This is a genomic window from Paenibacillus sp. NPDC056579 (assembly GCF_042793215.1).
Taxonomy (GTDB): domain Bacteria; phylum Bacillota; class Bacilli; order Paenibacillales; family NBRC-103111; genus Paenibacillus_S.
Map to the genome: position 1 here is coordinate 44468 of NZ_JBHTVD010000003.1, position 23764 is coordinate 68231.

Genomic DNA, 23764 nt, shown 5'->3' on the forward strand with positions numbered 1-23764 from the left:
AGACGAAGCTGGCTTACGAAAAAACTTTTACCGGCCGCAGCTCCGATTGGGCGCTGTCCCATTGAAATATGCCGATAAACCGGGAATCCGGACTATACGCCGCGTAATTGCCGTCCATGGACGCAGTTAACGGCGCCATCTCCGCGGGAGTTATATGAAGCTTCTGTCCGAGCAGCGCCTTGCGTGCCTGACTGTCGTTCAATTGCACCGCCGGCATATGAGCCATAGCCTGTTCAGCCGGAATCAGCTTCCCTGACAGAAGTCCTTCCTGCTGCAGCTGTTCGACCTGCTCCAGTGTCAGACATTGCTCCGGTCCTATGTTGCCTGTGGACGTACGAACCAGATGAGACATAACCGCAGGATACCCGAGCGCTTTGCCGATATCGACGCAAAGAGTACGAATGTACGTCCCTTTGGAGCATTTTACCCGGAAACGGATTTCCGGATGGTCAAGCGTCAGGTTCATCTCAATAATATCGATATGATATATGGTAACCGTACGCGATTTGCGTTCGACCTCCACTCCTTGACGGGCAAGCTCGTACAGCCGTTTCCCATCCACCTTGACCGCGGAATACATGGGAGGCACCTGAAAAATATCGCCGACGAACGATTGGATTGTATCGATTACCTGCTTTTCGGTCAATCGCACGTCATCTACCTGCGCGGTTATTTGACCGCCGGCATCCTCCGTATCCGTAGCAATACCGATTTTCAGCGTAGCTTCATACTCCTTCGGAAGCTCCTGAATATATTCCACGAGCCGGGTGGCCCGTCCTATGCATAAGGGCAAAACGCCGGTAACCTGCGGATCCAGGGTACCCGTGTGGCCGATCCGTTTTATTCTCAATATGCGCCGCGCTTTGGCAACGACATCATGCGAAGTAAAGCCGGCAGGCTTCCAGATAGGTAAAATGCCTTCCAATTCCATTGTCATTCCAATGCCAAACCTACTTCCTTCACGACCCGTTCAATCGCTTCCTCCGGTGTGCCTTGGACGGCACAGCCTGCAGCGCGTACATGACCGCCTCCGCCGAACGATTTGGCGACCTTGGCCACATCCGCTCTTCCGTTTGAACGAAGGCTAACTTTCACGATTCCTTCGCCTCGTTCTTTGAACAAGACCCCCACTTCAACGCCTTCAATATTTCTCGGGTAGTTGACGAGGCCGTCAAGATCTTCATTGCTTGCTCCGCTTGCTTTTACGTCATTCAATGTCACGGAAAGCCACGCCACCCGATTCGAGTGAGCGAACGACAGAGTGGACAGGCTGGTCTTAATCAGCGAAATTTGCGGGTACGACAGCTTTTCGAGCAGCCGTTCCGCAAGCTCATGGCCCTTGACTCCTCGATTCAGCATGTCGGCAGCAATCTGCATGACCTTGGGAGTCGTATTGGCGTAACGAAACCCGCCCGTGTCGGTTAACAAGCCGGAATAAATGCATACGTTCAGCTCATGCGTAAATGGAATCTCCATATGAACACACAAGTCGTACAGCACCTCGACTGTAGCAGCGGCTTGTTCAAGCACAAGGTTACTGCTTCCGAAACGGTCATTCGTTGCATGATGGTCGATATTCAATAGTTGAACATCTTCGGCAAACAGCTTATGGACGGACCCGATACGCGAATAATCGGCGCAATCCACGCTGATTACACGAGTATACCGCTGTGTAACGGATCCGGGATCTGCTTCATAATGAACGACGGAATGCCGATCAGCCGCCATATAGATGAACTTATCGGGTATAGGCCCTTCGTTGATTAATGTGAATGTTTTGCCTAACGATTGTAGCATCCAGGCTACGGCATAAGTGGACCCGGCGGCATCCCCGTCCGGCTGAACATGGGATACCACCAGGAAATGATCGTTGGATCGTATAAATTGGGCCGCCTGCTCCAGCATCGCGGTATAGTCGTCCGATTGAACGATTACCGTCATGATGGGGCATTCTCCCCGTTAATTTGATTCAACAGCTTCTCGATATGGCTTCCATAATCAATGGAAGCGTCGAACCTGAAGATCAGGTCGGGAATTTTACGGAGACGGATTCGTTTGCCGAGCTCCGACCGGATAAAGCCGCTGCCTCTTCCAAGCGCCTTTAACGTTTCTTCTTTTTGTTCGTCGGTACCTAGAACACTAAGAAAAATTTTGGCCTGCGACAAATCGTTCGTCACTTCTACTCCGGTTACCGTAATAAAACCGATGCGCGGATCTTTCAGCTCGGACTGAATGATCTGGCTTAATTCCTTCTTAATTTGTTCTCCGACTCTTCCTACGCGAATACGCGCCATTCAGATCACCTCTCAACAGTTTCCATCACAAACGCTTCGATAATATCTCCTTCTTTAATATCGTTGAATTTATCGAGAGATATACCGCACTCGTAACCTTGGGCTACTTCCTTCGCGTCGTCCTTGAAACGTTTGAGGGAATCGATGTTGCCTTCGAACACTACGATGCCGCTGCGGATCAAGCGCATTTGTGCATTACGGGCAATTTTACCGGAAATAACCATACAACCGGCAATAACCCCGATTTTGGAAACCTTGAAAATATTGCGGACTTCGGCTTGCCCGATGACGTTCTCCTTGTATACCGGATCCAGCATCCCTTTCATCGCTTGTTCGATCTCTTCGATGACTTTGTAAATGATGCTGTGCAGACGAATGTCGACTTTTTCCTGATCTGCCGTATTTTTGGCTTGAGGCTCTGGACGAACGTTAAAGCCGATGACGATAGCATTCGATGCAGATGCAAGAATTACGTCGGACTCGGTAATCGCGCCTACGCCGTTGTGCAAAATTTTGACGCGCACGCCTTCAATGTCGATTTTCTCAAGAGAGCCGCGCAGCGCTTCAACGGAGCCTTGTACGTCCCCTTTAATAATAACGTTAAGATCCTTGATCTCGCCGTCCTTGATGTGTTTGTAAAGATCGTCCAGAGTGACGCGAACGTTAGCGCCCATTTCGGACTGTCTCAATGTTACAGCACGCTTCTCTGCGATCGTTCTGGCTTTACGCTCATCCTCGAAGCAGATGAACGGATCTCCCGCCTGCGGAACCTCCGTCAAACCGGTAATCTCGACCGGAGTAGACGGGCCCGCTTCCTTCAGGCGCTTGCCTTTGTCGTTAACCATTGCGCGAACGCGGCCGAAGCATACGCCGGCTACGAAGCTGTCGCCGACTTTGAGCGTACCGTGTTGAATGAGCACACGAGCAACCGGGCCTTTTCCTTTGTCGAGCTCGGCTTCAATAACCGTACCTCTCGCACGTTTGTCCGGGTTAGCTTTAAGCTCCTGCACCTCGGCTACGAGAAGAATCATATCAAGCAAGTTCTCGAGTCCGATGCGTTGTTTCGCAGAAATGTTGCAGAAGATAGTATCTCCGCCCCACTCCTCAGGCACCAGCTCATATTCGGTAAGCTCTTGTTTAATTTTATCCGGGTTGGAATCCGGCTTATCCACTTTGTTCACAGCTACGATAATAGGTACCTTGGCTGCTTTGGCATGGTTGATGGCTTCAACCGTCTGAGGCATAACACCGTCGTCGGCTGCTACTACAATGATCGTAATGTCGGTAACTTGCGCACCGCGGGCACGCATCGAAGTAAACGCTTCGTGGCCCGGAGTATCGAGGAACGTAATTTTCTTGTTATGAATTTCGACCTGATACGCACCGATATGCTGGGTAATGCCCCCTGCTTCGCCTTCGGTTACGCTCGTTTTACGGATTGCATCGAGCAATGTCGTTTTACCGTGGTCAACGTGACCCATGATCGTAACAACCGGTGGACGTTCCTGCAGATCCGCCTCGTCGTCCTTCTCTTCAAAATTCTCGAATTTATCTTCCTCGACAGGAATCTTCAGCTCGACTTCAACATTGTAGTCACCGGCCAGCAGTTGAATCGCATCCAGATCCAGCTCTTGGTTGATCGTGGCCATAATACCCAGGAACAGCAATTTCTTGATGACTTCCGAAGCGTCCTTGTGAAGCGCTTTGGCCAACTCACCAACGGTCATCGTGCCGCGGACAATAATCTTCTTAGGTGTGTTATCGATTTTTTCCTTTTTAACAGGTTCCTGCTGATATCTGCCCTTTTGATTCCGGTTGTTGCCTCTATTGTTCTGAGGCCCTCTGGACGAGCTGACTTTGTTATCATCAAAACGCTTCTGATTCGGCTTCGTCTTCTTGGTCGTCTTGCCTTTGTTTCCTGAAGCATCGTCCTGATCCACATCTACGTTAGGCGCCGGTCTGGAGGCATTGACAGCGATCGATTTGTTAAAACCGTTCGAGCCGCCTTGACCTGCTCCGCGCTGTTCAAATGGCTTCCGTTGATCGGAGCCTTGAGGACGGCTTGGGCGCTGATCACCGGAACGGTTGGCGTTGTTATAGCCGCCAGATGCGCCGCCTCGGTTGCCTTGCTGACCTTGGCCGTAGCCTCCCCCGCCTTGACGGTTCTGGCCGCCTTGATTCCCCTGGCCGCCTGATTGTCCGCCGCGGTTCTGATTGTAGCCGCCTTGCTGGCCGCTGCCCGAGCGCTGCTGATATCCTCCGCCCTGCTGGCCGCTGCCCGACCGCTGCTGATTATACCCGCCTTGGGAGCCTTGACCTTGCGGTCTGCGATCTCCCTGCTGGCCGCCGCGATTACCGCCTTGTCCTTGCTGATCCGGACGACGATCGTTGCCGGAACGCTGCTGGTAGCCGCCGTTTGGTCTGTTGTTATTTCCGGATTGTCCCTGACCTTGCCCTTGCCCTTGACCTTGACCTTGCGAAGATTGCGGTCTTGACTCCGCCTTCACATGCTGTCCTTGTCCCTGTCCTTGAGTTGCCGACTGTTGGCCGGAGTCTTTAGCTGCCGTGCTCGTCGTGCTGACGGAAGCTTCATTTCCTCCCCTTTTGGCCGCTGCATTTGCTTTAACGTCTTTAAAAAATTTTTCCACACTCTCCACGGTATCGTTCTCCATTACGCTCATATGATTGTTTACTGGTATGCCTAATCTTTTAAGGATCGTAATAATCTCTTTACTGCTCATATTTAAAGACTTGGCGTACTCGTATACTCTAAGTTTATCCTTATTGTTATCTTGTTTACTCAATACTGTCCACCTCCGTACGATTTTCCAGACTCTTCTTCAGCATTTTCGCAAATCCTGCATCGGTTACGGCGATGACAACCCGCGTTTCCTTGCCGATACTTGCTCCTAACTGCTCACGGCTGCCGTACTGTTGTAGGGGAACCCGATACGTAATGCACTTATCGTTTACTTTCTTCAAAGTATTGACTGAGGCGTCCTCCGCCACGATAACAAGCTTGGCCTCGCCTTTTCTGACCGAATCGACGACGGCGTCCTCGCCGGTGACGACCTTGCCTGCCCTCATGGCCAAACCTAGATTGTTAAAAAATTTATGATTCATCGTCCACCGCCGCTTCTTTGCCGGCAATGAATTCATCTTCCACCTTGATGAAATCCTGCTCCAACGCGTCATAGATTTCCGGGCTAACCGCATGCTTCAATGCACGATCCAGTGCTTTGCTTTTTTTCGCCAGCTTGAAGCACGACAGTTTGCCGCACAGATAGGCTCCGCGACCTGCTTTTTTACCCGTCAAATCAATGATGATTTCGTCATTAGGTGTTTTCACGACGCGGATCAGCTCTTTTTTGGGCATCATTTGCTGGCATGCGACGCATTTGCGAAGTGGGGTTTTTCTTTGCTTCATCCGTGTTCACCTTCTATCTGTCCGGCTTCTCTCCGTTATGATATCGATCAATCGATGCTGACCGAATCCTGATGCATTTCTTCTGTATATGTTTTTGGTCGCCCGTATTCCTGCTCCGCTTGCGTCTCGCTCTTGATGTCGATCTTCCATCCTGTCAGCTTGGCTGCTAGACGAGCATTTTGCCCTTTAATCCCGATGGCCAGAGACAATTGATAGTCAGGAACGATAACGCGCGCCATTTTCTCGCTCTCGAATACGTTCACTTCCAGTACTTTGGACGGGCTGAGTGCATTGGCCACATACTCGTCGACATTTTCAATCCAACGGACGATATCGATCTTCTCGCCCTTCAGCTCATTGACGATCGTCTGCACGCGCATTCCTTTAGGACCGACACAGGAGCCTACAGGATCGACTTCAGCGTTACGGGAATACACTGCAATCTTGGAACGGAAGCCGGCTTCGCGGGCTACGGAACGAATTTCCACTACACCGTCGAAAATTTCCGGTACTTCCAGCTCGAACAAGCGCTTCAGCAAGCCCGGGTGTGTACGCGACAAAATGATTTGCGGTCCTTTAGTCGTATTTTCCACCTTCGTAATATAAGCCTTGACACGGTCGCCTTGCTTGAATTTGTCGGTAGGCATAAGCTCGGTTAACGGCAGAGCCGCTTCTATCTTGCCCAAATCTACATATAGGTTACGCAGATCCTGCCGCTGTACGATGCCGGTTACGATATCTTCCTCTTTGTCTACGAAAGCATTATAGATCAAGCCGCGCTCCGCTTCGCGAATACGCTGGGTAACGACCTGCTTGGCGGTTTGCGCTGCAATGCGTCCGAAATCACGAGGTGTAACCTCTATCTCAACGATATCATTCAACTGATAGTTTTGATTCATTTCACGCGCTGCATAAAGCGAAATTTCCAAACGGGGATCGAGCACATCCTCTACTACCGTTTTGCGCGCGTATACTTTAATTAATCCGGTGTGACGGTTAATGTCAACACGAACATTTTGCGCCGTATTAAAATTGCGCTTATAACTCGAAATCAGTGCAGCCTCGATAGCGTCGATCAGCACTTCCTTCGCAATTCCTTTTTCCCTTTCTATTTCCGACAATGCTTCAATAAAATCCATGTTCATTTGAACGGAGCTCCCCCTCTCATAAAATCGACGCTAGAACACAATCGCCAATCTGGCGCTTGCCACTTTGTTGTAAGGAATTTCGTGTGTCTTCTTTCCGACTTCAACCGCTACCGTCTGCTCGTCGAACGACACCAGCTTCCCTTCGAACTCTTTCAATCCGTTGATCGGCTCATAGGTAGTAACAAACACATGCTGACCCACAGCTTTATAATAGTCCTGCACTTTTTTCAACGGACGTTCCGCCCCGGGGGACGATACCTCCAAGAAATAGGCGGTAGGAATCGGGTCTTTCTCATCCAATTTCTCGCTCAAAAACTCACTGATACGGCCGCAATCATCGATATCAATGCCGCCTTCTTTGTCCACATAAACACGCAAAAACCAGTTGCTGCCTTCTTTCACATACTCAACATCAACCAGTTCAAAATGATTTTCGTCCAAAAAAGGCTGAAGAAGTGATTCAACTACGGGTTTAATTTGCGAAATCAACCTGCAACCCCCTATCATCAAATGGAAAGCCTAATGCTTTCATCTCTGTAACAAAATGTAAAGAGTGGGTTTCCCCACTCTCTAAGATCGGAACTTATAACGTTTGTTACCAAAGAAGATTATACCATAAGCCTTATGTGTATGCAATATGATGAGTGCGCGCCTTCCTTTGTTTTCCTGCATCGGACCGCTATCCTAGAATAGAGACAATTGATTCGACTCCGGAAGTCCCCGGAAGCAGCCCATCGACCCAAGCAGCTCGACAATCGTCTTGGACGCCTTGCTTCTCGTCTGGAAGTCCTCTATGGACAAGTACGGTCCGCCTTCTCTGGAAGCGGCGATATTTTTGGCCGCATTCTCCCCGATCCCGGCAATAGCGGAAAACGGAGGAATAAGTGAGTCGCCGTCGATTAAAAATTTCGTGGCATCGGATTTGTACAAATCGATCCCTTTGAACGAGAAGCCTCTCGCCGTCATTTCCAGACTCATCTCGAGAATGGAGATCATCGCCTTCTCCTTCGGAGTGGCTTGGAACCCTTTTTCCTCGATTTCTATCAATCTGCGCAAAATGGCATCATACCCTTGACACAGCATCTCGAGCTCGAAATCCTCAGCGCGAACCGTGAAATATGTGGCGTAGTAGGCAATCGGATGATAAAGCTTGAAGAAGGCTGTCCGTACCGCGGAAATAACATAAGCGGCTGCGTGAGCTTTCGGGAACATGTACTCTATGCGTTCGCATGACTCAATGTACCACGCCGGAACTTTATGCTTCTTCATATCCTCTTTCCATTCGGGCGTGAGCCCCTTCCCTTTACGGACGCTTTCCGTAATTTTAAACGCCAGACCCGCATCCATACCGGCCTTATAGATCAAGTAAAGCATGATCTCGTCACGACAGCCGATAACGGTTTTGATCGTGCAGGTGCCTTTCTTGATCAGCTCCTGCGCATTACCGAGCCAAACGCCGGTTCCGTGAGACAGTCCCGATATTTGCAGCAAGTCGGCAAAGGAGGAAGGCTGCGTTTCCTCGAGCATTTGACGAACGAACTTCGTCCCCATTTCCGGTACACCGTAAGTTGCCACGGTAGAACGTATTTGCTGCGGCGTTACTCCAAGCGCCTTGGTGCTATTGAACATACTCATAACCTTCGGATCGTTCATTGGAATCGTCGTCGGGTCGACACCGGTCAAATCCTGCAGCATCCGCATCATCGTCGGATCATCGTGCCCCAGAATATCGAGCTTCAGCAAGTTCGCGTCGAAGGCGTGATAATCGAAGTGCGTCGTCTGCCATTCCGCTCCCGTATCGTCAGCAGGGTATTGGACCGGCGTGATGTCGTTGACATCAATGTAGTCCGGCACAACGACGATACCGCCCGGATGCTGGCCGGTGCTTCTTTTGACCCCGGTGCAGCCGGAGGCCAGCCTGTTGATCTCAGCACCGCGCCACTTCTTCCCTTGCTCCTCCTCGAACTTCTTCACATAACCGAACGCCGTTTTTTCGGCGATAGTACCGATGGTGCCGGCGCGGAATACGTTCTTCGGACCGAACAGCACCTTCGTATAGTTATGGGCAACCGGCTGATATTCACCGGAGAAGTTCAAGTCGATATCGGGAACCTTATCTCCCTTAAAGCCCAGGAACGTTTCGAACGGAATATCCTGGCCTTCTCCCTTCATCTTCGTTCCGCAATTCGGGCAATTTTTATCAGGCAAATCGAAGCCGGACGGAACGCTTCCGTCAAGGATCCATTCACTGTGCTGGCACGACGGGCAGACATAATGTGGAGGCAGCGGATTAACCTCCGATATGCCTAAGAACGTTGCAACGACGGAAGATCCGACGGATCCCCGCGAGCCGACCAGGTAGCCGTCCGAGTTCGATTTTTTCACAAGACGCTCGGATACAAGATAGTTCGCCGAGAACTCGTATTTAATGATCGGCACGAGCTCTTTTTCCAGCCGCGCGGTAACGACCTCAGGAATAGGTTCCCCATAAATGCGTTTGGCCGTATCGTAACACTTCGTCCGAATTTCCTCGTCTGCACCTTCGATAATCGGAGCGAACAGCTTATCCGGGAACAGCTCCAGCTCCTCGAACCGATCGGCCAGATCGTTGGTATTTTTCACAACGACATCATATGCCGTCTCTTCGCCGAGAAATTGAAACTCCGCAAGCATTTCTTTGGTTGTCCGGAAATGGACATCCGGCTTGCGCATATCCTTCAATGGACTGAAGCCCGTTATCCCGTTGATCGTAATGTCACGGCATATCTTATCGCGGGGGTGCAAATAGTGCACGTTGCCCGTGGCAATGACCGGCTTGTTCAGCTTTCTGCCGATATCGATAATTCTTCGTGTTGCATCCTCAAGCTGATCTTTGCTTCCTACCAAGCCCTTTTCAACCAAATGCATGTTGATGGAGGGGGGTTGGATTTCCAGTATGTCGTAGAATTGAGCCACCTCTTCGGCTTCTTCCAACGTCTTATTAAGGACGGTTTCGAAAAATTCGCCCTTCTCGCAGCCCGATGCAATAATGAGACCTTCTCGCATCGATTGCAGCAAGCTTTTGGGGATGCATGCCACTCTATGAAAATATTCCGTATGAGATAATGAGACCAAAGTGTACAGATTCTTTTTGCCGACCATGTCCTTGGCATAGATGCAGCAATGAAACGGTCTTGCAGTTTTCAAGTTTTTCCCGACGTTATCGTTCAAGCGCTCCAGATCGGTAATGCCGCGCTCATTCGCTTCTTTTATCAAATGAAACAAAATATATCCCAATGCAATGGAGTCGTCGATGGCACGGTGATGGTTATCCAGGCCGACCTTGAATTTATCGGCCAGCGTATTCAAACGGTGATTTTTCATCGTAGGGAACAGCAGTCTTGCCATCTCCAGGGTGTCCAACGCCGGGTTCTTCACTTCCGGAAGCCCTAACGACTTGCAGTTTGCCTGAATGAAGCCCATATCGAATCTCGCATTATGCGCAACCAATACGCAATCGCCGACGAACTCTATGAATTTCGGCAGCATATCCTTCAATTCCGGCGCATCTTGAACCATATCATCCGTAATATTGGTCAATTGCTGGATATTGTATGGAATTTTCTCGTGCGGATTGATGAAGGTGGCGAACCGGTCGATCTCTTTGCCATCTCTCATCTTAACGCCGGCGATCTCTATGATCTTGTTATGAACGATGGACAATCCCGTCGTCTCAATATCGAAGATAACGTACTCGGCGTCCTTCAGTTCCATTGGTCTCGGATTGACAACTACCGGAACCCCGTCATCCACAATATTGGCCTCAACCCCGTAGATCATCTTAATGCCGTTCTTCTTGGCCGCCTTGTTAGCTTCCGGGAAGCACTGCACGCCGCTGTGATCCGTTACGGCAATCGCTTTATGTCCCCATTTGGCCGCCATCTTGATATACTGGTCGATCGGCGTAATCCCGTCCATCGTACTCATGGTACTATGTAGATGGAACTCTACCCGTTTTTCCGTGGCATCGTCCTTCCGATCCGGCGGAGGCATCACTTCGTTGACATCATTAGGGATAAGTACAAGCTCAGGGATTTGCATGAACCGGTCATATTCCACTTTCCCTCGCACTTTTACCCAAGTACCGTTTTGGATTAATCCAAAAATTTTGACGTCTTCCTTTGTCTTGGCGAAAGCCTTGATCATCATGGAATCCGTAAAATCCGTTATATTGAACGTAAACAGAGTGCTGCCGTTTTTCAGCTCTTTCGATTCCAAACCGAACACGGCACCCTGCAGCGTAACTTTCTTCTCTTCGTCCTGGACCATTTGAATCGGCACCGGCGGATCCTTGATCTCGTAGCCGACCATCAGCTTCAGCTCGGCATCCGACACCAGCTCGGATTCCTGCTCCGCTTCGATGGAGGTCATGATTTCTTGCGTGACCACTTTTTCTTCTTCTTCAATCTTCTTGGCGAACTTCTCGAATTCCGCCTCGCGGTTCTCATTCATTGCATAGCGGACTTGAAACTCGACACCGAAAAAATCGGTAAAATACGACTGCACCCATTGTGCAATATTTTTCTTCTTTGCCAGCTCCAAGCCTATGGAATCCAGCAAAATCAGCGTCAGCTGGTTGCCCTGAACCTCGATTTTGGCTCTGCTCATCCAGCCGTTGACCGACGTCGCTTCCCGCTGCACCCATTCGATGAACATGCTCCAATATTCATGCGCCACCTCTGAAGGCGAAACGTCTTCCGTATACCTCAGCATGAAACGGATTGCAGCAATATGCGCAAATTTGTCGCGAATCATCTTGCAAAACGAACGATATACGTCATTCGGAACGAGGCTGCTTTTGATGATAAAGAAGGTCCATTCCCTATTTTTCCGTGTTGTTTCTACTCTATCAATATATCCGTCTTGAAAAAAAGAGTTCACTACCTCTGCCGGCACATGCGCCTGCTGCATCAGCATCTCGAAACGTTCTCTTTTCACCGCTGTACTGCTCGTACTGCTCATGAACATCCTCCCCCACAAAAACATACAAAGGGCAAACAGGAGATGTAGCTTCCGATTTGCCCTTATAGAGGTTGTATACATACCCGCAATGAAAGCCAGGCATCTCTAGCACTCCACGATAACGATTAATAGGCTCTGCCAAAAACAACAGTATGCTTGGCAGCTTCACCGCAAGCAATGCACGTCGACTTATGCTCCGCCGGTTCAAACGGAATGTTACGGCTCGTAGCCCCCGTTTCTTCCTTCACCTGCGCCTCGCATGCATCGGAACCGCACCAGCCCGCCAGCGCAAAGCCGCGCTTCTCTTCCAGGAACGATTTGAACTCGTCCAAGCTATCAACGGACGTAAAACTCTCATCGCGGAACTGCTTAGCTCTATCATACATTTGTTGATGGATTTCCGCCAGCATATTTTGCACTTCTTCGACAAAATGATCCTGTTGGACGACACGTTTTTCTCCCGAAATCCGGGAAACCAGAACGACTTGACCATTCTCCATATCGCGTGGTCCCAGTTCGACACGAATTGGTACGCCGCGCATTTCGTACTCGTTAAATTTCCAGCCCGGACTTTGATCCGGACGGTCATCCACCTTCACGCGGACTCCAGCCTGCTTCAACTCGGCGAACAATTCGTTCACGCGGCCAACAACCTGATCCCGTGTCTTCGGAGGTCCGATCGGAATCATAATAACTTGCGTTGGAGCAACCTTTGGCGGCAGCGCCAGTCCGCGGTCGTCTCCGTGCACCATGATCAAAGCTCCGATCAACCTGGTGCTTACGCCCCATGAAGTCGTGTGGCAGAACGTGTGCTGATTTTCACGATCCAAATATTTGATGTCGAACGCAACGGCGAAGTTCGTGCCCAAATAGTGGGACGTACCGGCTTGTACCGCCTTGCCGTCCTTCATCATCGCTTCGATTGAGTACGTATCCACCGCACCGGCGAACTTCTCAGATGGTGTCTTCTGCCCTACAATAACCGGTATAGCCAGGAAGTTTTCGGCGAAATCCCGGTAAATTTCAAGCATTTGCATCGTTTCTTTCCGTGCATCCGCCTCATCTTCATGAGCCGTATGACCTTCCTGCCATAAGAACTCGCTTGTCCGCAAAAACGGCTGCGTTCTCTTCTCCCAGCGCACGACGTTGGCCCACTGGTTGATTAGAAGCGGCAGATCGCGGTAGGAGTTGATCCATTCCGAGTACATATGACCGATCATCGTCTCCGATGTAGGACGAATCGCAAGACGCTCCTCGAGCTTCTCGCCGCCAGCTTCGGTCACCCATGGCAGCTCAGGGTTAAAGCCCTCGACATGCTCCTTCTCTTTCTGGAAGAAGCTCTCAGGAATAAAGATCGGAAAATAGGCATTGCGGTGTCCCGTCGCTTTGAAGCGGGCATCCAGCTCGCGTTGAATGTTTTCCCAAATCTCGTAGCTGTCCGGTTTAAACACGATACAACCGCGCACGGGAGAGTAGCTCATTAAATCCGCTTTTTTAATGACATCGATGTACCATCTGGAGAAATCCTCGCTTTGCGGCGTGATCTCCTTAACGAACTGTTTTTCTTTGGACATGGTGGTGTGGCTCCTTCTACAACAATTAACTTAACCCTTTATCAAACGTAAAATATCATTATAAGTTACAGCGATCATGAGAAGCATCAGCATAGCAAAGCCGACGAAATGAACGATGCTTTCCCTGCCCGGATCTACCGGCTTGCCGCGCAGCGCCTCAAAACCGAGGAACACGAGACGGCTTCCATCCAGCGCCGGGAACGGCAGCAAATTGAACAATCCCAAATATAGACTCATCAGCGCCGCCCAGAATGTGTATTGCGCCCATCCTGCGCTTGCTTGTTCGCTTGTAAATTCAACGATTCGGACCGGACCGCCCAGATCGTCCATCTTGAACTGCAGCGTAGCCAGTTTGCCGAAGCTGTCCAGTATGGATACTGTTGCTGAGGTCATGCTGCTCCAGCCGTTGGATATCGCCTCGCCGAAGCTCGCTTTGCGCGTTTCGGCCATTAATGTGACGCCTACCTGCCCCCCGTTAATATCTGCCGGGGTGACTTCCTTGCGGATCTGCTCCTTGTTCCGTTCAATAATCCAGACCATCGGCTTGTTCACCGACTGCTTGATCAAAGAAGTCAGCTTGTTGCGGTCAGCGCCGATCGTTACGTCGTTTACCTGAACGATGATATCATTAGCCATGAGTCCCGCTTTTTCCGCTGCGGAACCGGCCGTAGTTCCTTGAATTTTCACCTTGTCGGGTACGCCGGCCATGAACACCACAGTGACGAACAAGATGAAAGCGAGAAAAAAGTTCATCATAGGTCCGGCAAAAATGGACATAGCCCGCTGGCCGACCGTTTTGCTGCCGAATTGGCGGTCCCATGGCGCAATCTGGGTCTCCTTATCTTTGCTGACCATCAGTGCTTGCGGATGCACCGGGAATTGCTTGATTTCCCCGTCCATATCCAGCTTGACGAACAGGCGACGCTCCAGATCAATATCTTCTACAACGCCGACAATAGAGTCGGAACGGCTGTCAAAGTCATTAATATAAATATGGGTTACTTCGTTTCCTTTTAATGCCAACGCAATACGCTGTCCCGGATTGATTTGGACGATCTCCGGGTCTTCTCCGGCCATTCGGACAAATCCGCCGATGGGAAGCAGCCGCAATGTATAGCGAGTCTCTCCCTTCTTAAAGGAAAGCAGCTTGGGACCGAAGCCGATGGCAAATTCCCTCACGAGAATTCCCGCCCGTTTGGCAAAATAGAAGTGTCCCCACTCATGTATAGTCACAAGGACAAAAAATAACAGTACGATTTGAAATGCATTCTGCAGTGTCGCCAAATCTAACGTCCTCCCTTAAGCATCGCGAATAGTCATGACCTGTTCTTTGGTTCGGGCTCATACTTTCATTAAGATTAACATTATTTACGATATGAATACAAGCCGAGCCATGTTATGAACATATTATCCTGTCAGTGAAATGATGCCAAGGGAATTCATGCTAATCAAATATTCCGAGCTGTTTGTCGAGCCCACGCATCCGCGGCTGTAATCTGCTCCAAATCCGGATCAGCAGCCGTTTCATGCTTATCCAATGTTCGTGCGATGATGTCTTCAATCTGAAGAAAGGCAATCTCGCCTTTCAGGAACCGGTCAACAGCCACTTCGTTGGCTGCATTGAATACGGTCGTCGCCGTACCACCGGCCTTCCCGCTGTCATAAGCCATTCTCAGGCAAGGAAACCGTTCAAAATCCATTTCGCGAAAATGCAGCTTGCCGATCTCAGCCAAGTTCAACGGCCGGGATGGATTGCTCAAACGATGCGGATACGTAAGCGCATACTGAATGGGAACCCGCATATCCGGATTGCCCAGCTGCGCGATGATACTGTGATCGTTAAATTCTACGAAGGAATGGATGATGCTTTCCGGATGAATTATGACTTCGATCCTCGAGTAATCCAATCCGAAGAGCCAATGCGCTTCGATGACTTCCAGCCCTTTGTTTACCATCGTCGCCGAATCAATCGTTATTTTGGCGCCCATGGACCAATTCGGATGCTGAAGCGCCTGTTCGACAGTGACGCCATGCAGCTGTTCCCGCGTCCGGTCTCGGAACGAGCCGCCCGAAGCCGTCAGCGTTATTTTACGGACATCGCCGGTTCCTTCCCCGTTCAAGCACTGGAATATAGCGGAATGCTCGCTGTCGACCGGCAGCAGCATCACGTTGCGCCGTTTGGCCGCCGCCGTAACCAAATGACCTGCGCTCACCAGCGTCTCTTTATTGGCCAACGCGATATGCTTACCTGCCTCGATGGCAGCAAGCGTCGAGTGGAGTCCCTGACTTCCAACCAGCGCCGTGACAACATAGTCCGCGTCCGTTCCTGCAGCAATTTCTACTAGCCCTTCGTCTCCATAGTACACTTTGGTTCCTTCAGGAACATAAGGAGCCAGCTGCTCTGCCAACGATTGGGTCGAAATGGAAACCTTCTTCGGCTTGAACTTTTGTACTTGTTCGATCAGCAGTTGCAGGTTCGAGCCTCCGGCAAGACCTTCGACGATAAACTGCTCCGGATGATGTTCTACGACATCCAATGTTTGCGTACCGATCGACCCGGTCGATCCAAGAATGGAAATGCGTTTCATGCTTCACTTCTCCCCTTGTTTTATGCGCCTGGAATCAATGACAGCAAATGTACCATAGGAAATACAATGATCCAGCTGTCGACCCGGTCCAATACTCCGCCGTGCCCCGGCAAGATAGCGCCGGTATCCTTGATCCCTTTGACCCTTTTGTACGCGGATTGCACCAAATCGCCCATTTGGCCCACAATCGCAATCATAAGGCCCAGCCATATAGCCTGCTGCCAGGACAATCGATCCGGGTAAGCAAGTGAGAAGCAGACGGCAATAATAATGGAAATGACCGTTCCTCCAACCGCCCCTTCAATCGACTTCTTGGGACTTATCGTTGGCCAGAGCGGGTGTTTGCCGATAGCGGATCCGGTGAAATAGGCGCCTGAATCCGTCGCCCATATGCAAATGAAAATAAGCAAAGTCCAGAACAATCCGTTGTCCATCATCCGGGTCTCGATCATATAGTGAAACCCGAGTCCAATATAGACCATTCCGATAAACATCATCGCAATATGATCTATCGTCACTTTGTTTTTGGATACGACAGTTGCGCACAACAACAAGAACAAAAACAGCCAGATCAGCCGTTCCATTGACCCTGCCAATTGCAAACCGCCGAAATTCCAGGGGATCGTCAGCATAGCCGTACCTATGTATCCGAAGAGGGCTGTGAGCTTATAGCTCTTCAACCCGTTCATCCGTAAAAATTCATCGAATCCGATCAAAGACAGCACGACGATCAGACCGGTAAACCAATATGTGCCCAAGTACAGCAAAATTATAAACGCTATGCCGGCAATGACTCCTGTTGTAATACGCTGTTTCAATTCAATTCCTCCAATAGCTGCTACAATCCGCCATATCTACGGGCACGACGCTGGTATTCCTGAATCGCCTCATAAAAATGCCGCTCCGTGAATTCGGGCCAGCATAATTCCGTAAACCACAGCTCCGAGTAAGCTAATTGCCACAGCATGAAATTACTTATACGGAGTTCGCCGCTAGTACGAATCAAAAGATCGGGATCCGGCAGAGGATGTGTAAGCAGATAGCTGGAAAACACCGAATCGTCAATCGCTTCCAAAGGCAAGCTTCCTGCCGCTACATCCTCTGCCAATCGCTTGACCCCCGATAACATCTCTTTCCTGCTGCCATAGTTGAGCGCAAAATTTAATATGAGGCCGGTATTGGTCTTCGTTTGTTCAATAGCATCCTGAATAGCCTTGAGCGTATAGTCAGGTAGTCCGTCCTGCCATCCCGTCATCCGGATCTGCACATTATTGGCGATCAGCTCATCGATTTCTTTCGGAAAAAATTCCATCGGAAGCTTCATCAAATAATCGACTTCTTCCTTGGGGCGCTTCCAGTTTTCCGTAGAAAAAGCATACATCGTAAGAACTTTTACGCCAATGGCGTTGGCTGCCATCGTTATTTTCTTGACGTTCTTCATTCCCGAATGGTGGCCCGCTATGCGCGGCAAGCCCCGCTTCTGAGCCCATCGGCCGTTGCCATCCATGATTACCGCAACATGGTTCGGAATATTGTCGGCGTCAATACGTTCTATTAGTTCGTCGTGTTCAGCCTTGCTTCCAAACCACTTTTTGAAAGGCATCATTTCAATTTCCTCCAGTAAGGAAAGACTAAAAGCCCCCTCGAAAGGGGGTCTTCTATCATTACACTTCCATAATTTCCTTTTCTTTTGCCGCTAAAACCTTCTCAACCTCAGCGATGTACTTATCCGTAAACTTTTGAATGTCCTCTTGATGCTTACGGGACTCGTCCTCGGAGATGCCTGCTTTTTCAAGCTTCTTGATATCATCGTTGGCATCGCGGCGGATGTTGCGGATTGCAACCTTGGATTCCTCGCCGTACTTCTTCGTCATCTTAACGAGCTCGGCGCGACGCTCCTCCGTCAAAGCAGGGATTACGATGCGGATGACGCTTCCGTCGTTCGACGGTGTCAAACCGAGATCCGATTTCATGATCGCCTTCTCAATGGCGCTCATCGAGCTTTTGTCCCAAGGCTGAATCATCAGCGTGCGGGAATCCGGAGTATTGATGTTGGCCAATTGATTGACCGGGGTCAAAGCTCCGTAATATTCAACTTGTACACGGTCGAGAAGAGATGGAGTTGCTCTGCCTGCACGCAGGCTGGCCAATTCTTTTTTCAAAGAGCTGATCGCTTTCTCCATGCGCTCTTCCGCATTTTTCTTAATGGATTGTGGCATATGTTAAACACTCCCTTTTACAATCGTACCTATTTTCTCTCCGAGCACCACTCTTTTAATATTGCCGCTCTCGGTAATGGAAAAGACGATCAATGGAATATTGTTGTCCATGCAAAGCGAGGAAGCGGTGGAGTCCATAACGCCCAGATTGTTGCTCAACACTTCCATATAAGTCAGCGACTCGAACTTCTGTGCAGACGCATCTTTGAACGGATCCGCCGAGTACACTCCGTCTACTTTGTTCTTGGCCATCAGGATTACCTCGGCCTCAATTTCCGCCGCTCTAAGAGCTGCGGTCGTATCTGTGGAGAAATACGGATTGCCTGTGCCTGCGGCAAAAATAACGACGCGGCCCTTTTCCAGGTGACGAATCGCTCTGCGGCGAATGTACGGCTCGGCAACTTGCTGCATCGTAATCGATGTTTGTACCCGTGTCGGTACGTCGATCGTTTCCAACGCATCCTGGAGTGCCAAAGAGTTCATAACGGTAGCCAGCATCCCCATGTAATCCGCAGTCGCCCGGTCGATTCCTTTTGCACTGCCGGCAATGCCTCTCCAGATGTTGCCTCCGCCCACTACGATAGCCACTTCTACATTGAGGTCCACGACCTCTTTGACTTGCTGAGCAATCGATGTAATCATTTCTGAATCGATGCCGTATCCTTGCTGGCCTGCCAACGCTTCTCCGCTCAGTTTCAAGATAACTCTTTTAAAGATAGGTTGTTCCAAGCTCAAGTACCCCCGTTCGTAAAGCAGCTATGATGGTTTATGTTTAAAAAAGAAGGAACACTAAGTGTCCCTACGTTTTACTTTTCCGTATTTATGCAAGGCAAGCGATAAACTTTTTCCTAAGAAGGACCATTTATCGCTCACCCGGCGTTTCCTAAAGCGTATATGATTCAATGGACAGCCGTACGAAGCGTACGGAACATCCCATTATTTCTTAACTTGAGCCATAACTTCTTCAGCAAAGTTCTCTTGCTTCTTCTCCAAGCCTTCGCCCAATTCAAAGCGAGCGAAGCGGCGGATCGTGATGTTCTCACCGATTGTTGCTACTTTCTCGTTAACCAATTGTCCGATCGTTTTGTCCGGATCTTTAACAAACGGCTGCTCCATCAAGCAATACTCTTCATAGTATTTGCCAAGACGGCCTTCTACCATTTTTTGAACGATGTTAGCCGGTTTGCCTTCATTCAAAGCTTGTGCAGTCAAAATTTCGCGTTCTTTATCAAGAGCTTCTTGTGGAACCTCTTCGCGACGAACATACAACGGGCTAGCTGCCGCGATTTGCATAGCAACGTCTTTTACAAAATCACGGAACTGATCGGTTTTACCAACGAAGTCCGTTTCGCAGTTTACTTCAACCAGAACGCCGATACGGCCTCCAGCGTGGATGTAGGACTCAACAACGCCTTCCGTAGCAATACGTCCTGCTTTGTTAGCCGCTGCCGACAAGCCTTTCTCGCGAAGAATTTCAGCTGCTTTGGTCAAATCGCCGTTAGCTTCTTCCAACGCTTTTTTACAATCGAGCATACCCGCTCCAGTTCTTTCACGCAATTCTTTTACCGATGCTGCATTAACTGCCATGATTTGGCCTCCTTATATTTTAGACTATGTACCCTAAAAAAAGGGCGGTGAAAGGATTTTGCACCTTTGAACCACCCTTTCCTATTCAGCACTTAAGCTGTTGTTTGTTCACCTTGGTGTGCTTCGATAACTGCGTCAGCAATTTTAGCTGTCAACAATTTAACGGCACGGATTGCATCGTCGTTACCAGGGATTACATAATCGATTTCATCCGGATCGCAGTTCGTATCAACGATACCAACGATTGGGATACCCAGTTTGCGAGCTTCTGCAACAGCAATACGCTCTTTACGAGGGTCGATAACGAACAAAGCGCTAGGAAGACCCTTCATATTTTTAATTCCGCCAAGGAATTTCTCAAGACGATCTTTTTCCTTGCGAAGGATGATAACTTCTTTCTTAGGAAGAACTTCGAACGTGCCGTCCTCTTCCCACTTCTCCAACTGCTTCAAACGATCGATACGCTTTTGAATCGTTTGGAAGTTAGTCAATGTACCACCCAACCAACGTTGGTTGATGAAGTACATGCCGCAACGCTCAGCTTCTTCCGCAACGGAATCTTGAGCTTGCTTCTTAGTGCCCACGAACAAAATCGTGCCATTGTCTTCAGCAATGGACTTAACGAAGTTGTAAGCTTCTTCTACTTTCTTGACCGTTTTTTGCAGGTCGATAATGTAAATACCGTTTCTTTCAGTGAAGATGTAACGATCCATTTTCGGATTCCAACGACGGGTTTGGTGACCGAAGTGTACCCCAGCTTCCAAAAGCTGTTTCATGGAGATTACTGCCATCTTCACACACCTCCTCTAAAATGGTTTTTTGTGTCTCCTCCGCCGAGTCGCATCTTCGACATAAAACTCCGAATTTCGAAGCACCATTATGCGAATTGACCAGCGTGCGTTTTAACACCGTCAATAAATATACCACAACTGAAAATCGTATGCAACAACTTCTCATTTTAGAACAAAAGCCCGTCCCTGAGCAATCGGACCGGGCTTATTTCGAAGTAATATTGGCTAATACTTGAGGAAGATCTTGAGGGCCTTTGAACGCATGGACGCCGGCAACAATCTTATCGTTAAGCTGCTGCTTCAGAATCGCGTCTTCAAATGCTTTCCGATCGGAAATAACCCCGCTTTGAACAAGCAAGTCGGCGACATTACCCGCGGTCATTCCCTTCGATATATAAATGTACGTTGCCTCCTGAACCGTTTCTTTCGCAGGCTGAGCCGCTTGGCTCGCCGCTTCCTTCAGCTTCTGCTGAACGAGGGCATCCGCTTGCGCCTGATTGTACAGCTTTTGATCCTTCTCAAACACTTGAAAATAGCCCGCTGCCGCTTCCTTCAACTGCTGCGGATTCATAGCCTGGGGATCCGCTCCTGCGCTGGCCCGGCTTACTGGAGGGACAGTCACACTCATCAATTGCAGCAGCAAGGCACCGGCAATAAGACCTCCGCCCATACCGATGAGAAACGCTTTATTTTTGAGCATTCAGCTGTTCCTCCTGCTTGGCCAATTGAATGATCAGGTTGATTTCCCCTTTGTTCATATTCAATTTTTTGGCGATAACATCGGTCGATTTGCCCTGATCGTACAGAGCAAACAAGTCTGCATAACGCTGCTTCATATTCATAGGAGCATTAGACAGCCCTTCCTCATCCTGTTCCTGCAGATGGGACTCCTCCGATGCCGTAGTCTCCTCTTGCGTGTTCCTAATTTGAGATGGCGACTCGGCAGTCTTTTTCTCATGCCCGCCCATTGACTGTACGCTTGCCTGCAGCAGCTGCTCGTACGCCATGCCGAGCTTGGCCAGCTCCTGGCTGGTGCCGGCGGCCTGCTTCTCCAGCATCTCCACACGAGAGCTTAATTTAGCCGTTTGGACGTCATAATCCCGCTTCGTTTCGGCTAATTGACGGATCAAGGCCTCGTTCTGCTCTTCCAGCTCTGCGGCGAAATGCTCCATCGTTTCTTCGATCTCTTGAATGGTCGGTCCTTGAGCACCTTTGGATGAGCGTGTTCTAGGCAAAAGCGTGGCATAAACTATGACTAATAAACCGATTAAAACTATATATACCCAGGGCTGGTTCAAATCCGTTCACCTTATTTCTGTAATGTTCATAAGCCAAGAGGTCACATAAGCGCATGTCCAACCGCCTCTCAAAGAGTCAAGTCGATATGCTTTCCTTTAAAAGGGTGCTCGATTCGTTCCATTTCCGATCGGGTCTTTGCCTGCTCTTGTTCGCGTTTGTTGGAAGATTGCTCTCGCTTATGGCCCGGCTGTTCCTTATCTTCATTCAGGATTGAGGAATGATGCGGCTTCTCGCTTTTACTAACGCTTTGCCGCTCCTTCTCCGTATGTTTGGCCGCAGCATCCGCAAGAGCCGCCTGATCCTGCCCCGGCTTATGATTCAATTGATTTTGCACGGTCCCGGCTTCGTCGTTCTTGTGCAAAACGAACTGCAATTCCACTGGCCTTAAGCTCATCTCCATCCCTCCTCAAGCTGTTAAAGCTTATCGTACGACGGGAAACATGGCAACATCGCCATTGGCTAGCTGAAATTTCACATGGGATACCGGATCTTTAATAAACTTCGTGTAACGGCCGAGAACAATCTTGGTCCCGCTGTATACCGTCGAAACGACTTCCACTTTGGCTTTGTCGGAATCCTCAAGCGACTTCTCGATCTCCAGAATCCGTTCTTTCATCGAGGATTGCTCCTCTACGGTTTGCTTCTTCGTATGATTTAGCTTGATCCTCATCGCCATTTTATCTGGACCCAACTGTCCGGTCGCCGCTAATTGATCCAGCAAGTTTAACGCTTTCTCAGTTTTATCGAGATTGTCATTGACGGAGCGCAGCTGAATGCGCAGCTGTCCAATTTCATTACGAAGCTCCGGCAGGACTCCTACCTCGATAACGGTCGCTGTGGACATGGAGTTACCTATCGTCCGTGCCGTAACGCTCTCGCCGGCCTGAATCGTTCCGCCTACAATAAGACCTTTCGTCCCCAGACAAACGGCGCTTCTCGCCGCTCTCACACTCGAGTGCATAATACTTTGCGTTACCAATACTTCATCGGCGGAAACGGTTGCATCTTGGATAAAGGAGCTCTTGAATCGGCTTCCGGCCCGGATCATCGCTTTGTTATGTCCCAAAATACCGGCACTAATTTCAATAGAGCCACCCGCTTCCAGGTCGGCCCCCTCCACACTGCCTGTAATACGAATATCGCCCGAAGCTTTGATCTTGAAGCCGCTGAGCACATTGCCCCGGATTACGACGGAGCCGACAAAATCGATATTGCCAACGTTGTAATCGACATCCCCGTTAACCTCAAAAATCGGGAACACATTGATCTTGTCCCGATCCGTTTTACATATCATGCCGTCAATCGCTGAGTAGATCGCCTTTTGCTCCGGATCTGCAACGACATTTTTACCTACTTTCAGACGCGCTTCCTTCCCGTCTTTGGCTGCCAATTCTTCCCCCGTTACCGCCCTGCCCGGAGTTCCCTTCGTCGCGAATATTCTCTGGGCCAATAGCTGGCCCTTGCGAACATTATTGATCGTAGTCACTTCCCGAAAATCGACCTTGCCATCCTCCAGCTCCATCGGCTTCCTGGAATCGTCGGATATGTCGTGCAGCAGCTTGACGTAGCCGTCTTGACCGGGAACCGGAGGAGTTCCATACGCTATCACCGTTTTGCTTAGAAAATAGGCTTTAGGTTCCCGGGCAATGGCCTGAAGGACGTCTATATCAATTCCATGAGAAATATGATAGGATGCAACAACCTCCTCGAGCTGTGCCGCGGAGAACGAAAGGTTATCCTCGCTTTTTTTAAATTGAAGATAGGCTTGCAGTTTATCGTCGGACAGAGAAATTTCTACATAGTAACTGAGCGGCATCGCAGGTTCACTCATTATTG

At 49.7% G+C, this 23764-nt stretch carries 22 protein-coding genes; all 22 read right to left on the bottom strand.

Going from position 1 to position 23764, the window contains the following annotated elements:
- Positions 1-13: 13 nt before the first annotated feature.
- Entirely contained in the window at positions 14-931 is a 918-nt protein-coding gene (gene truB, locus ACFQ88_RS12680) for a tRNA pseudouridine(55) synthase TruB (RefSeq protein ID WP_379454896.1), read from the bottom strand.
- Positions 932-933: 2 nt separating this feature from the next.
- Positions 934-1941 carry a DHH family phosphoesterase gene (locus ACFQ88_RS12685; protein WP_379454398.1) on the bottom strand — a complete coding sequence of 336 codons (1008 nt, stop codon included), beginning with the start codon at positions 1939-1941 and terminating at the stop codon, positions 934-936.
- Positions 1938-2294 (bottom strand): 30S ribosome-binding factor RbfA, encoded by a 357-nt coding sequence (rbfA, locus tag ACFQ88_RS12690; protein WP_239626329.1) that lies wholly within the window; start codon positions 2292-2294, stop codon positions 1938-1940. The genes ACFQ88_RS12685 and rbfA overlap by 4 nt, the downstream gene beginning before the upstream one ends.
- Before the next feature lie 5 nt (positions 2295-2299).
- Positions 2300-5098 carry a translation initiation factor IF-2 gene (infB, locus tag ACFQ88_RS12695; protein ID WP_379454399.1) on the bottom strand — a complete coding sequence of 933 codons (2799 nt, stop codon included), beginning with the start codon at positions 5096-5098 and terminating at the stop codon, positions 2300-2302.
- The gene (locus ACFQ88_RS12700) at positions 5091-5417 is read right to left on the bottom strand and encodes a YlxQ family RNA-binding protein (protein WP_239626334.1); all 327 of its coding nucleotides are present in this window, start codon (positions 5415-5417) and stop codon (positions 5091-5093) included. The genes infB and ACFQ88_RS12700 overlap by 8 nt, the downstream gene beginning before the upstream one ends.
- Positions 5407-5721, bottom strand: a complete 315-nt coding sequence (gene rnpM / locus ACFQ88_RS12705; protein WP_239626336.1) for an RNase P modulator RnpM — start codon at positions 5719-5721, stop codon at positions 5407-5409. The genes ACFQ88_RS12700 and rnpM overlap by 11 nt, the downstream gene beginning before the upstream one ends.
- A 47-nt stretch (positions 5722-5768) precedes the next feature.
- Positions 5769-6866: a transcription termination factor NusA gene (nusA, locus tag ACFQ88_RS12710; RefSeq protein WP_239626338.1), complete on the bottom strand. Its 1098-nt coding sequence runs from the start codon at positions 6864-6866 to the stop codon at positions 5769-5771.
- 33 nt (positions 6867-6899) lie between these two features.
- Entirely contained in the window at positions 6900-7358 is a 459-nt protein-coding gene (rimP, locus tag ACFQ88_RS12715; RefSeq protein ID WP_239626340.1) for a ribosome maturation factor RimP, read from the bottom strand.
- A 195-nt stretch (positions 7359-7553) separates the two neighbouring features.
- Complete coding sequence (locus tag ACFQ88_RS12720) at positions 7554-11870, bottom strand: PolC-type DNA polymerase III (protein WP_379454400.1); 4317 nt, start codon at positions 11868-11870, stop codon at positions 7554-7556.
- 125 nt (positions 11871-11995) lie between these two features.
- On the bottom strand, positions 11996-13444 hold the full coding sequence (gene proS / locus ACFQ88_RS12725; RefSeq protein WP_239626344.1) for a proline--tRNA ligase: 1449 nt from the start codon (positions 13442-13444) through the stop codon (positions 11996-11998).
- A 30-nt stretch (positions 13445-13474) separates the two neighbouring features.
- Complete coding sequence (rseP, locus tag ACFQ88_RS12730) at positions 13475-14728, bottom strand: RIP metalloprotease RseP (RefSeq protein WP_379454401.1); 1254 nt, start codon at positions 14726-14728, stop codon at positions 13475-13477.
- Positions 14729-14892: 164 nt separating this feature from the next.
- The gene (locus tag ACFQ88_RS12735; protein ID WP_379454402.1) at positions 14893-16032 is read right to left on the bottom strand and encodes a 1-deoxy-D-xylulose-5-phosphate reductoisomerase; all 1140 of its coding nucleotides are present in this window, start codon (positions 16030-16032) and stop codon (positions 14893-14895) included.
- Between the two features lie 20 nt (positions 16033-16052).
- Positions 16053-16850, bottom strand: a complete 798-nt coding sequence (locus ACFQ88_RS12740) for a phosphatidate cytidylyltransferase (protein WP_379454403.1) — start codon at positions 16848-16850, stop codon at positions 16053-16055.
- Positions 16851-16870: 20 nt separating this feature from the next.
- On the bottom strand, positions 16871-17638 hold the full coding sequence (locus ACFQ88_RS12745; RefSeq protein WP_239626354.1) for an undecaprenyl pyrophosphate synthase: 768 nt from the start codon (positions 17636-17638) through the stop codon (positions 16871-16873).
- A 58-nt stretch (positions 17639-17696) separates the two neighbouring features.
- A complete protein-coding gene (gene frr / locus ACFQ88_RS12750) occupies positions 17697-18251 on the bottom strand; it encodes a ribosome recycling factor (protein ID WP_379454404.1) in 555 nt (184 codons plus the stop codon).
- 3 nt (positions 18252-18254) lie between these two features.
- On the bottom strand, positions 18255-18980 hold the full coding sequence (gene pyrH, locus ACFQ88_RS12755; protein ID WP_239626359.1) for a UMP kinase: 726 nt from the start codon (positions 18978-18980) through the stop codon (positions 18255-18257).
- 207 nt (positions 18981-19187) lie between these two features.
- On the bottom strand, positions 19188-19838 hold the full coding sequence (gene tsf, locus ACFQ88_RS12760) for a translation elongation factor Ts (RefSeq protein ID WP_239626361.1): 651 nt from the start codon (positions 19836-19838) through the stop codon (positions 19188-19190).
- Between the two features lie 92 nt (positions 19839-19930).
- Positions 19931-20629 (bottom strand): 30S ribosomal protein S2, encoded by a 699-nt coding sequence (gene rpsB, locus ACFQ88_RS12765; protein ID WP_239626364.1) that lies wholly within the window; start codon positions 20627-20629, stop codon positions 19931-19933.
- A gap of 205 nt (positions 20630-20834) precedes the next feature.
- On the bottom strand, positions 20835-21329 hold the full coding sequence (locus ACFQ88_RS12770) for a hypothetical protein (protein WP_379454405.1): 495 nt from the start codon (positions 21327-21329) through the stop codon (positions 20835-20837).
- The gene (locus tag ACFQ88_RS12775; protein WP_239626368.1) at positions 21316-21927 is read right to left on the bottom strand and encodes a DUF6115 domain-containing protein; all 612 of its coding nucleotides are present in this window, start codon (positions 21925-21927) and stop codon (positions 21316-21318) included. The genes ACFQ88_RS12770 and ACFQ88_RS12775 overlap by 14 nt, the downstream gene beginning before the upstream one ends.
- A 68-nt stretch (positions 21928-21995) precedes the next feature.
- Complete coding sequence (locus ACFQ88_RS12780) at positions 21996-22322, bottom strand: hypothetical protein (RefSeq protein WP_239626370.1); 327 nt, start codon at positions 22320-22322, stop codon at positions 21996-21998.
- Between the two features lie 27 nt (positions 22323-22349).
- A complete protein-coding gene (locus tag ACFQ88_RS12785) occupies positions 22350-23759 on the bottom strand; it encodes a flagellar assembly protein A (protein WP_379454406.1) in 1410 nt (469 codons plus the stop codon).
- Positions 23760-23764 lie beyond the last annotated feature (5 nt).